Here is an 11,874-nt window from a genome sequence, read left to right as displayed (position 1 = left end):
TAGTGCCCGTAGTTAGACTATATCTCCTTGTGGAGTGAATACCTCTGTGTTGGCAAATATTTCGGCGACGAAATCCATGAAAACAATGGCTCGTTTGGGAAGAAGGCGGTTAGCCATATAAATCGTCTGAATAGGCGCAGGTGGAGCGGTGTAATCTCTTAATAGCAGCTGCAGATTACCATTTTTCAGCCCTTCCTCGTATAGCCATTCTGGACCTTGAGCTATTCCTAATCCAGCATTGACACATTCGCGTATGGCTTCAGGAGAGCTGACTCGCAACCTGCCAGAAACAGGGACATCGGCTCCCCTAAAACGCCATGTGGTTCCCGTCGACAGCAGCGTATAAATCAAGCAGTCGTGTTCTCTCAGATCATCAGGTGTATTAGGAATGCCACGTTTGGCTAGATAACCTTTACTCGCAACACACACACGTTCGAAGATAGCCAAGCGACGGACACGCATTGCACTGTCTTCCAGATGCCCTATTCGAATGGCGAGTTCCACCCCTTCATCGACCAAATTGACGTAGCGATCATTGATCTGAAGATCGAGTGTTACTGCCGGATAACGTTCCAGAAAAGTGGCTAGATGCGGAACCAAGAAGGTATGAGCCAGAGCGGTTGGACAGGCAACCCGTAATAGTCCTGACGGAGCAATATTTTCCCGCAATGAGGATTCGGACTCATCCACCGCTTCAAGAATACGCCTCGCCTCTGTATAGTAGCGCTCCCCCTCTGGGGTCAGGGCAAGCTTGCGGGTTGAACGACTAAGTAATCTGGTTTGTAAGTGGTTTTCAAGCGCTGCAACATAACGGCTGACGTTGGGTTGTCCTAGTCCTAGATCTCGCCCGGCGGCCGAAAAACTACCAGTTTCAACCGTGCGAACAAAACACGTCATTAGTAATAATCGGTCCATTCAAAAATCCTCTTATTCATACATAATTGGTATGAATCATATTCAAAAACACAATCTTATCAGGTTACAAGTATGAATCTATAGTAATGCTCATGCTGATCAGTGCATTGACTGATCCTGATAACCTTTTTAGGAGACTTTATATGTCCAGATTACAAGACAAACGCGCACTGATTACCGGTGGAACAAGTGGTATCGGTCTTGAGACGGCCAAGCTTTTTCTCGCGGAAGGCGCTCGTGTGATTGTTACTGGTGTCAACCCTGATTCTATCGCAAAAGCGAGAGCAGAACTGGGAAGTGATGTTTTAGTGCTGAGTGCTGATTCTGCTAACGTAGACGCACAGAAAGAATTAGCTCAGGCGGTTCAGGCGTACTTTGGTGAATTGGATATCGCCTTCCTAAATGCGGGAATATCGGTTTATATGCCAATCGAAGCGTGGACAGAAGATAATTTCGACCGCATTTTTAACATCAATGTTAAAGGTCCTTACTTCCTCATGCAGGCACTGCTGCCCGTGTTCGCAAGCTCGGCATCCGTGATCTTTAATACCTCTATCAATGCTCACACAGGACCAGTGAACTCTTCAGTTTATGGTTCAACCAAAGCGGCATTACTCAATATGTCGAAAACACTTTCTAACGAGTTACTTTCTCGTGGGATCCGTATCAATGCGGTTAGCCCTGGTCCTGTTGATACACCACTTTACGACAAAGCGGGTATCCCAGTGGAATACCATGACCAAGTCATGGAAGATATCGTTGCAACCATCCCTGCAGGCCGCTTTGGTAAGCCAGAGGAGGTTGCAAAAGCCGTGCTTTACTTCGCTTCAGACGATTCTGCCTGGGCCGTGGGATCGGAAATTATCCTTGATGGCGGCAGCTCACTTTAACTGACCATGATGTTTAACGGTGCGTCTTTCGCTTTGACGGCAAGCTAAAAGTCTTGTTGTGACTTAAATCGTCTAGATGTTACCCATCATTCTTTAGAAAGCCCGCTAACAGCCTTGGTCGTGGGCTTTCTTTTTATGAGGTAGTTTTCAATGTCCCAATCTCAATTGACCCTGATTAGTCATCATTTATGCCCCTTTGTACAACGTGTAGCCATCGTGTTACTTGAAAAAGACATTCCCTTCCAACGGATCAATATTGACCTCCATGATAAACCTGACTGGTTTCTTGCGATATCCCCAACCGGAAAGGTGCCATTACTCAAGGTTCTCGACCATGATGGTGAAGAATATGTGCTGTTCGAAAGTATTGCCATCTGTGAATACCTCGAAGAAACGTTCCCCCAACCAGCCCTATATCCGACGACAGCTCTGTCTCGAGCACAACATCGAGCATGGATAGAATTTGCATCGGCCGCTATGTTTGACGCATGGGGATTTCTGAACGCTTCGGATCAAGACACCGCCCAATCCAAATCAATGGCTCTAAGAGAAAAAATGAAACGATTCGAGGCCGAAATATCTACCGGGCCTTATTTCGCAGGAGAGCAGCTAGGCATAGTGGATATCGTCATGGCTCCGATTTTTCGCTACTTCGATATACTAAAGTCCGAGTCTAGTAATCAAGTATTTGAGGGGTTAAATAGAGTGGCTGATTGGCGCCTTGCATTGGCTAACCGCCCCAGTGTGCAGGCGGCTGTCACCGCAGACTATGCTACCCGGTTTCGTAAGCACTTGCAGGATGCAAATGCACTCCTAGCAACTGCGTTATAGCGAGTCTTATCTGTGTCATCTCTGTTCAGATCTGTGAAAAGGATATGTTTATATTGAGCACGGCGATAAGCCGGGATCTATTCCCGTCATAGTAACAGAGACATCCCATAACCGGCGTGCGAGTTCAGGGTCTAGCGCCCGCTCTGTGCGAGTGGATTCTCCTGAAACGCCACGTATGCCGCCGAAGCCTATTGGCCCATAATATCCGCCAGGTGTTACTGGTGCAGTTGCGGCTTGTAAGGTGGGCCAAGCTCCCTTGGCTGCGTTGTTGAGGAGTATTCCGGTTAACGGTAGCAAAATTTGAAGCGCCCCCAAGTGACGACCCAGATCGGTTGCGGCAAATCCTGGATGACAGCCGACAGCTACTATGGATGAACCCGAAGCGCGCAGGCGTCGATCCAGTTCAAAGAAAAATAGTGCATTAGCCAACTTGCTGGCGGCATAGCGTTTTGTTTTGTCGTAGCTCTTCTCGGCATTGAGATCATCCCAATCTATATTTGCACTGCGATGGGCAAAGCTAGAGGTCACCACTACTCTGCTTCCTGCTGTTTCGGCGAGTTTGGGCAGCATCAGAGCGGTGAACGCAAAGCAGCCGAGGTGGTTGACGCCAAACTGTAATTCAAATCCTTGCTTGGTGCGTGTCAAAGGCGGAGTCATCACTCCAGCATTGTTGATGATAGCATCAAGACGTGACTCTTTAGTTAGTTGATTGGCTGCCTCGCAGATGCTGTCGATGTCACCCTGATCATAAGGGAGGAAGCTGAGTTCGGCAGTGGGGCTTAACTGTTTAATTCGTGCGATGGCTTGTGTCGCCTTATCCTCAGATCTGCAAGCCATGATGACCCGAGCTCCACGGGCGGCCAAAACACGGGTGACTTCAAAGCCAATACCTGTGTTAGCCCCGGTAACAATGAAACATTTTCCCGATTGTTCAGGAACATCAACTTCAGTAAATCCGCTTAATTTTTTCATGTGCTACGTTTCCTTTTTTGAGTGAGTACACACTCATTTTTAGGTGAAAATTTATCTCGCAGTTCCGTTCCAATACAGATCAAAGCCTGACTGTATAAAGTGTTCATGCTGCGGCTTTGGACTGGCGGCAATCGCATCAATAGTCATGTCGGCCAAACCAATCAGAACTGTGTCGATGTAAAAAGACAATCTTTCAGGGGCAACATGTTCTGTCATGGCTTGTTCGACCAGAGCGCGAGATTCTCGAAATAAATTATGGCTGAGCTGCCAGCTCTCGTCTGTGATACGATCTGAAACCTTTAGTTGGCGTAAAACTTTGCGCCATGTTGGATTCGTTACGCCCCAATCGATCAGTTGGTTCCATATATGGTAGATACGTTCGCGCGAGCCTGCCGTCACCGGATAATTGACCATAACCGTCTGAGCAAGATCTGTCTCTATCTCCAGAAATAGTTGATTGAGAAGATCATCTTTGGTGGTGAAGTAGGTAAAAAGCGTCCCTTCGGCGACACCAGCCGCTTTGGCAATGTTCGCAGTAGATGCACCGGTTCCCGAGGTTGCTATTAACTCAGCGGCTGCAGTGAGAATAGCTTCGCGTTTTTTTTCGCTTAATGGACGAGCCATTATTAAACTCTAATAAATGAGTGATTACTCAATTATTAGAGTTAAGTTTAGGCGAAGTCAAGTGTTAAAAAATTCAACATTCCATATACTTGTTTTAAAGCAAAATAATTTTTAATGTCATCTTTATAAAGTAACTAAGGTGCGAACAAGTCTTCGCTACACTCTGGATTGGTAAGCCATAGCAGTTCAAGGCAGCTAACTGAGGGTTGGTGTATGGCAAAGTTGGCTAACGAAGCAATGTGTTAGCTTACCCCCGTCCTGCTGGGCGTGGCGTACAGCGTTATCTGCCACGTTGCAGTTTTTGCAAAGGACTCACCATTCGCGGCAAACTGCGCCTTGCATCTGAAAGCTGTATCCCCATCCCCACGCAGAGCACGCATGGGAATCATTCGCATCTAAATGTGATTTATCTTCTGGCAAGTGTTTATCCCCAAGTGGAGCACAATTAGACGCCGCTACTTAATTTAAAGCAGAATCAATTTGTTACGCTCATGTTCGATTGGTGTCCATATTCGAGGATTATTTTTCTTCATCTTTCATGGGGAACATCACCCTAAACTCTTGCCGAGGAAAATCTAAGGTAAACCCAATAAGACTATTTAAGATATCGCTGCCTAAAATAAGATTGGCAGGGACTTCATCAGGTGTTTCAATAAAGCGTATTGGAATATTACGCATGGTCATACCGCCAATTTTTACGGTATCAATGCTAGCCTTTTTGATTGCGCTGGTATCTGTAGTTGCACCACGGATGTCGCCGTCATCGACCAGATGCGGATCATCAGCTTGCCAGCCTAACGCCTTTAATACCGCCGAATTTGCTATCGTTGCGGCAGCTCCTGTATCAATCAGTGCAGGAATTTCAACTCCATTCAGAGTGATCATTACACGAATCAATAGACGATTATCCTTGATTGCAGGAATAACCATCTCATTGGTCTTTGCTTCGCCCGAAGGTTCGACAGTCATCCTACGTTCATTAAAATTGAACACCAGTGCACTGTCGGCAAACAGATCCATCCCGATAATCCCAGCAGCTGGGGTGGAACTTGGATTAGGAAGTTCTAAAAGACCCACTTGCGAGACGTTAAACAATGGACTGGAGAAGTGATCTATCGGATACATATTGGCCTTAACTTTGCCAGTCGCTCCGTTAATAGTTAAGCCACTATCAACGCTGTCGACTTTCAGTATTTTGGCTAAGGCAGGCACTATTAAACTGGTTTCGGCTGCAGTATCAACCACCATGTAGTAAGGCCCTTGCTCATTCACTTGCGTGGCGATTACGGGACGACCACGGTTGTCGTAACGGATTTCTGCACCGGTATTGGACGCGGTATTATTGCTGCTCATAGTGGCAGCACTCGCCATCAGTGCCAAGGATGTCAGAAAGGAAGTAAGCATATTCTATTCAACAACATTAGGTAGATGCTGAATCATAATGCAGCTTACTTACCCCAATCTGACATCTAAACGTTCACAAACAGAAAACGGGTTAGCTACTTAAGCCACTGTGCTTGTGCTTGAGATAGCGCCTGTTGCGCGTCAGTCGCCGCGGGTAATGCTGCAGCAACCTGCGTCAGCAATTGCCGTGCTATAGCGACATCGTTGTGCGCTATCAGTTGCTTTGCCAGCACTAAAGTTAACCCAGTTAAGTGGTCACTCGAAAGTGCATTAATCTGCGTTGGCGTCATGCTTAACAAGTGCGTTGCTACCTCCTGCAGCGATGCCACATCTAGTGTTTGCACAAAGTCGATCATACTCGGTACTAATTGCTGCTCGGTAGTGGCGGACACGCCGAAGCCAAATAGCCGTGTCGATAAAAGCTCTAGCTCACGGTTATAGGGAATCCACTCCCCAGCTTTGGGCTCGGCTTTTTGTTTGAGTGCAGCCCACAAATAAGTCTGCCAATCACCATCGCGTTGCTGCTGATAAAAATATTGGGCTGCCGCAAGGTTCAAATAATTACTGCTATCATGATCCACAATCTTAAGCGCATTCGTCAGTTCTGTGCTGTCAGCCTTAGCGAGCTGCACCTGCGCTGCAGCCATCAGTACAAAACTATGCCATAAGCTTTCACTGTCCTTATTTAGCGTAATTGTCTGTAACGATAGCTGTAATACCTGCTGTAGCAGTTGCCCTGCTGCCGCCTTATCAGACCAATGTGACAGTTCGAGCACAATATCTTGCAGTTTCGGTGCGTTAGGACGGCTCGACTCAATACGATTTTCTATCGTAGGCGCTGGATAATTCAGTTGCCAAGTAGCAGCTCGCACCAATCCAGATGCATCGTCGTAGCGCGCAGCACTAGCAAATACATGCGCCATTTGTAGGCGAGTATGCACACTGAGCAGTGGCAACCGCTTTGCTAATGCCGTTAATTTGTCCAACTGGGCTGTGGTAAGTGTGGCATGACTGGCATCCAAGCTGGTTAACAGTAGTTGCAGCTGGGTCAAGGTCATCTCACCCGCTTCCAGCTGTGACAGTAATTTAAGTTGTTGCGCGTTAAGCTGCTGTTGTTGCTGCCAACCGCTGACAATTAATTGATACAACCGTTGCTGATTCGGACGCTCAGCATCTGACAGCGCTAGCAACCATTTTTCGAACATCGCGCTCCCCGCCGGATTAGCAGCAATCTCGGCTAACAGATCTTCGCCATTATCAAGCAACGGCTGATAGACGGGTTGTGTACGAGTATCAACTACGTTGCCGTCACTATCATAACGGGTATACAGCAACTGTTCGCGGGATAGATTGTGTCCATCAAACTGCTGAGAACCAGGCAGCGCGTTGCGCCAGATGGTGCCTAATAAGGCGATTCCTTGTGCACGATCTTGTTTATACAGTTGAGCCAGTTTGGTCAAGCCCAACGGAGTTTCTGAATGCGGCGATACCATCTGCTGACTGGCGCGCCGTTGCTTAAACTGCTGAATAACGTCGAGCTGACTGTTTTTTTCGGCATATTTATCAAAAACTTCTGGATATAGAGACATTAAACTAGCACGGCTAGTGGTGGGGCTCATCGCTTTGTTCAGCCAAGACACTAAGGTGTCGATATCGTTGATCTCACCTTGGTTATTTGTGCTGAATGGATCGCTAAGGCGACGGACGAAATAAAGCAGGTGCAGGTTATCTTTATCTGGGAACTGCGAATTCCATTGACTTAACGAACGCACAAACTCTGCATAGTCTTGCTTACGCCATTGCAATCTGAGCCATGCGGCTAAAAACAGCGGGTCATCAGGTCGCAATTTCCGCAGCTGTTGCAGCTGTTGAGCTAGTGAGCTGTTATCGTCTTCGCTGCTAGTAATTTCCTCGTAAAACAATTTGATCTCGCCATCAGTTGCCTGATTCTTACTCAGAAAATCGCGGATGTACGCTTGGCGCTCCGCGGCAAAAACTTGCGGAGGAATGTAGCGCAAGAAATTATAGTCATTTCTGCCACTTGCTTGCTGATGTAGTTGTAGCAGCGAGATAAAAGCTGCGGCTTTATCGCCAGCATAGTATTGCGTTAAAAAGTGCTCCAGCCCAGCGACATCAGGACGTTGCAACACCAGTTTTTCTGCTGTATCGATAAGCAACTGTTGATTGGTCGGTGCAACATTTAACAACAACATTTGTTCAATGATTGATGCCGGCGTAGCCTTGCCATTCGGCGAGAACGTCACATTAGCCAAGAACAACGTTTGTAATCGCTGTTGTTGTGCCATAGACAAGTGTTGTTGCAACAAACCACGCAGTAGCTGTCTAGTCAGATCGGAGTAACGATTATTGCGTTGGAAATCCTGAACTAAGTTGTCGTACAACTGCAGTTGTTCATCAATGGAAAGTTGCTGCATCAGCAGTGTTCGATAAGCCTCGTCATTCGAGAAATGCTGCATTCCCGATGGTGCAAAATCATTGCTGTGTTGCAACGCCAAGGCGACAAATTGCTGCGGCGTCAACAGCGGTGATGGTATTTTGGCACTGATTGTTGCAAACAACGTCGGTTGGAAGCGTTGTAGCTGGAAGCAGACTAATTCTGGGTCGGCGACATTCATCAGAATCGGCCAAATTTTTTCGCTAAAGACATTGGTTGGTACTTCCTGTGCCGCCATTTCAATCAGTGGGTAATACTGATTTTTCAACATCATACTGTTTTCAGAAGGCTGCGGATCTTTAAGCGCTGCCACCACTTTAGTGGCTAATTGCGCTACCTGTTCCCAGTTACCTTGCTGTAGTGCCAAGCGTAACTGCAACGGGAAGTTGTCATCACTTGCAGCTTGTGCTGCGAGTGCATGCATTGGCCAATGCTGATCGTCGCCCACCACCGGGGCGGCGGCCCCCGTTTGCAGTTGCCAGTAGCGCGCAGTTTGTGCGACATACTGTTGATCATGCATAAACCGAGGTGATAACTGCGCATCAACCCAATGGGCGAGTTGCAGATTATTGGTCGCAGCAGCTAGTTGGCGCAACAGAGATTGTATGAGTTGCAAGCGCGGGTAATTATTCAGGCTTGCCGGTTGGCCTTCAGCCAGCGTTTTACCACTGAGTTTCAGCGTCTGATTGAACAACTGTTGCAGATTTTTTGTCGCTTGCTCGGCGTGTTTAGGGGCCGTTTGTGCGGTTATCAGCAAACCTTCCGACAATGATGGAAAGTACTTGTTCAAATCAGAAATTCTGGCGTTTTGCGGCGCTTTGTCAAACAATGGCTGCTGCTCAATCAAGCGATTAACCCCGAGCCAGTACCAATGAAATGCGATATCCGCTTTCTGCATCTGCTCTTCTAACACTGAGGTTTTAAGCAGCAGTTCATAGTTGCTTTGGTCAGTGACCAATGCTTGACGATAATAGGTCAGCGCCCGATTATCGTAGCCCGCCCGAGCAAATGCGTTGCCTTTCTGCTGTTTGACATTCACGATTCCGGGAATATCGGTCATCATCGAGAACGCACGTTCAGCACCAAGAATATCCTTATCAGCGAGCAATGCCTCGGCTAAATCGTTGTACAGTGATGGCGGAAACTCCTGCTGTAACGCTAGCAAGCGACGGCCATAAATTAGTTTCTTCTGCAGATCACCAATTGCAGGACCTGACGAGGTGCCATCCCCGCTGGCACCGTTGTATTGACTGACTAACGAACGAAGAATGGCCGGACGTTGAATCTCATTCACGGCCAGCAAAATGCGATTGGCCTGCTCGACGCTATCAAACTCACTTAAGGTTTGCGTGACATCGCTAAGTGTCAGCAAGGTGCGAGTCGGGTCTTGGTCAAACACCAAACGTTCGATGACTCGTTGTTTCAACCAGCGCAACACCTGCTTACCTTGGACGCGCTCGTTGCCAGACATGCCTTGTTCACCGCTAGAAAACAAGTTCAATAAACCGTCAACAGCCGTGAAGAAAGCGTTGGAGGTTGAGGCAAACTCCAACTGATACTGCAACATGCTAGTTGCCTGCGAAGTCTGTTGCTGTTGTTTAAGTATTTGAACTAACTGTAATAAGCTGTCACCATTTTGCGGATTGTTGGCGTAAGCTGATTGATACTCTTGCGCCGCCTGCTTAGGCAAACCCGCCATCGCATATAATTCAGCGGCAAATTCGTGATCGATGCTTTCGCCGTTTTCTTGCAGGTTGTGCAGTAAACGTTGCACTTGCTCTAACCGCAACTCTTCTGCCGATTGTCCTTTACGTGGTTTTTCTGCATCAAAAATGTTGTTGCGTAAACTATTAAGGGTAATCTGTTGCCAATATTGCTTGGCGTTATTCGGTTCGAGTGTCGCCAATTGTCGCCAAACGTCATTGAGTTTATCGTAAGCCTCAAGGCGACCATAAATGCTGGCAAGCTGTTTCAACCGCTCAACATCTGTCATCCCTGCCAGCTGCGCATATTGTTGCACAGCGTTGACCGCCTGCTGCGGCTGATTATTGGCAATAGACAGCGCAACCAACAGATTTACATCATTTTGATTAGCCGCGTTTTGTTGTAGTTTTTGCTGCAGTTGTTCAATCAATTGCGCGAAAGTATTGAGCTTGCGCGCCCCATTAACAATAAGGTTTTCAAGGAAATTTTTGCGCGCTGGCAGTGTGGTTTCAGTCCACAGCCTATACCACAGATCTAACGCCTGTTGATGCTGACCAATGCTATCGGCTAACGAGGCGACATGTAACTGCTGGTCATAACCAAGGCGTCCACCATTGGCCATAAATTGGCGCAAAATGGTGAGGGCGCGTTCTGGATTGCGCAAACGCTCGTAACTTTCGGCGAGCGTTAAACGCACATTACTATTCGCAGCAATGTGTTGTTCAAGCTCCGCCAACACTTTGGCTGCCGCAGTTTCATTACCGGAGTTTAAATAAGTATCAAATAGAAATAGCTGAACTTGCGTATTAGCTTTATCCGCCGAAGTGGCGTTGCGCATCATTGCTAGCGCATCATCACTCAAGCCCATGGCAATCATCTGCTGCGCAGCTTGTAGCAACACCTTTAAGTTGCCACGGTTGCTACGGGCAAAGTCGCTATAAACCGCACGAGCTTGTTGCAGCTGACCTTGGTTAATCAACTCAGATGCAAGACCGTTATAGGCCGCCACGTCGTTCGGCTGCAATTTAATCTGCCGCCGATAAAAATCGCGTAATTGCTCGGGACGGTTGGCTAACTCAATCAAGGCTGCTTCACGGGCTTTTAGTTCAGGCAATGAACTACTTTCTACAAAGTTTAATGCCGCGTCGTACTGTCCGAGTTCCAGCAATAAGTTAACGTACAACACTTGAGTGATAGCGTCGTTGGCATGCGGTTGTAAAAAGTCAGCCGCTTTGGCTAGTTTGCCGTCTAAGCGCCAAGCTTCCACATATAACGCCATGGCGTAACGTTTATCACTGTCTTGTTTTGCCGCTTGATAAGCTTGCCACGCATAATTGGCTGCTTGGGGGTATTGTTTAGCCGTCAACGCCCAATCAGCCATTAGCGTTAAATCCACTGCTTGGGTCCGCTTGGTGTGAGCGGTTAGTGTCAGTGCTGACGCAGGCTCGCCGAGTAACGCCAACACTTCGGCTATCTGCCGTTGATATTGCGGGAACTGTTTGGCAAATGCCTGCAGTTGCTGGCGATTGTCGCTCAGCAACGCAAGGCGCAATAAAATACGCTGTTTTTCCTGCGGATCTTGGATCAACGCTAACTGCTGCTGATAATGGTGAGTGGCAGCTTTGACATCGCCAGACGCTTCTTCAATGCGAGCTAACCACGCATAGTGCTGCGCATCATTTGCGGTTGTGGCGGCTTGAGTTAATGATGTCAACGCTGCTTGCGTTTGTCCTTGTTTCCACGCTAACGCCCCTGCGAGCAACTGGCTATTAGCACGACGGCTGGCATCAGTGCTGGCACTGGCAATCTGCTGCAACTGGCGTTGCACTTGCTCAACACCCGTCGCTGAGTTAACCGCTTGCAGATATAGTTGGTCAATGCTGGCCACATCGACATGATGACCATTCACTAATTGTTGCACATCTAATTGTGCAATTGCCGCGTTTACTGACGACACCTTGAGGCCAGCAAATGTCAGTGCAATCAATAGCGGTTTAATGGGAAAATTCATGCTTTTCTTTCCTTCGGGCAGCGACAGCGCGTGATTTATTCAGCGTTAGGCGCTGTTGGTGGAGAATA

The 11,874-nt window shown here is 47.7% G+C and carries 7 protein-coding genes; 2 read left to right on the top strand and 5 right to left on the bottom strand.

Translation table 11 applies throughout. The annotated features are described in order from the left end of the window. Nucleotides 1-12: 12 nt before the first annotated feature. Nucleotides 13-915, bottom strand: coding sequence for a LysR family transcriptional regulator (locus ACN0TT_RS14540; protein ID WP_417762872.1), 903 nt, complete (start codon nucleotides 913-915; stop codon nucleotides 13-15). 143 nt (nucleotides 916-1,058) lie between these two features. Between ACN0TT_RS14540 and ACN0TT_RS14535 the strand changes: the two genes are divergently transcribed. Together ACN0TT_RS14535 and ACN0TT_RS14530 are read left to right on the top strand one after the other, a co-directional pair. Next, a complete protein-coding gene (locus tag ACN0TT_RS14535; protein WP_417762871.1) occupies nucleotides 1,059-1,805 on the top strand; it encodes an SDR family oxidoreductase in 747 nt (248 codons plus the stop codon). Nucleotides 1,806-1,955: 150 nt separating this feature from the next. Continuing rightward, nucleotides 1,956-2,636, top strand: a complete 681-nt coding sequence (locus ACN0TT_RS14530) for a glutathione S-transferase family protein (protein ID WP_417762870.1) — start codon at nucleotides 1,956-1,958, stop codon at nucleotides 2,634-2,636. Between the two features lie 48 nt (nucleotides 2,637-2,684). Here the strand turns inward: ACN0TT_RS14530 and ACN0TT_RS14525 are convergent, their stop codons facing one another. The 4 genes from ACN0TT_RS14525 to ACN0TT_RS14510 all read right to left on the bottom strand — a co-directional run bounded on the left by ACN0TT_RS14525 (nucleotide 2,685) and on the right by ACN0TT_RS14510 (nucleotide 11,806). Then, nucleotides 2,685-3,608 carry an oxidoreductase gene (locus ACN0TT_RS14525; RefSeq protein WP_417762869.1) on the bottom strand — a complete coding sequence of 308 codons (924 nt, stop codon included), beginning with the start codon at nucleotides 3,606-3,608 and terminating at the stop codon, nucleotides 2,685-2,687. A 51-nt stretch (nucleotides 3,609-3,659) separates the two neighbouring features. After that, nucleotides 3,660-4,232 (bottom strand): TetR/AcrR family transcriptional regulator, encoded by a 573-nt coding sequence (locus tag ACN0TT_RS14520; protein WP_417762868.1) that lies wholly within the window; start codon nucleotides 4,230-4,232, stop codon nucleotides 3,660-3,662. Nucleotides 4,233-4,751: 519 nt separating this feature from the next. Then, nucleotides 4,752-5,636, bottom strand: coding sequence for an aspartyl protease family protein (locus ACN0TT_RS14515; protein WP_417762867.1), 885 nt, complete (start codon nucleotides 5,634-5,636; stop codon nucleotides 4,752-4,754). Between the two features lie 95 nt (nucleotides 5,637-5,731). Then, nucleotides 5,732-11,806, bottom strand: coding sequence for a hypothetical protein (locus ACN0TT_RS14510; protein ID WP_417762866.1), 6,075 nt, complete (start codon nucleotides 11,804-11,806; stop codon nucleotides 5,732-5,734). Between the last annotated feature and the right edge of the window lie 68 nt (nucleotides 11,807-11,874).

Source organism: Shewanella sp. (assembly GCF_048265805.1).
Taxonomy (GTDB): domain Bacteria; phylum Pseudomonadota; class Gammaproteobacteria; order Enterobacterales; family Shewanellaceae; genus Shewanella.
The sequence above is the reverse complement of the archived record's forward strand: the minus strand, read 5'-3'. Positions and strand labels throughout refer to the sequence as shown.

Excerpts from the sequence above, each read along its gene's own strand:
- ACN0TT_RS14540 (WP_417762872.1), bottom strand. The coding sequence starts at position 915 with ATGGACCGATTATTACTAATGACGTGTTTTGTTCGCACGGTTGAAACT.
- ACN0TT_RS14535 (WP_417762871.1), top strand. The coding sequence starts at position 1,059 with ATGTCCAGATTACAAGACAAACGCGCACTGATTACCGGTGGAACAAGT.
- ACN0TT_RS14530 (WP_417762870.1), top strand. The coding sequence starts at position 1,956 with ATGTCCCAATCTCAATTGACCCTGATTAGTCATCATTTATGCCCCTTT.
- ACN0TT_RS14525 (WP_417762869.1), bottom strand. The coding sequence starts at position 3,608 with ATGAAAAAATTAAGCGGATTTACTGAAGTTGATGTTCCTGAACAATCG.
- ACN0TT_RS14520 (WP_417762868.1), bottom strand. The coding sequence starts at position 4,232 with ATGGCTCGTCCATTAAGCGAAAAAAAACGCGAAGCTATTCTCACTGCA.
- ACN0TT_RS14515 (WP_417762867.1), bottom strand. The coding sequence starts at position 5,636 with ATGCTTACTTCCTTTCTGACATCCTTGGCACTGATGGCGAGTGCTGCC.
- ACN0TT_RS14510 (WP_417762866.1), bottom strand. The coding sequence starts at position 11,806 with ATGAATTTTCCCATTAAACCGCTATTGATTGCACTGACATTTGCTGGC.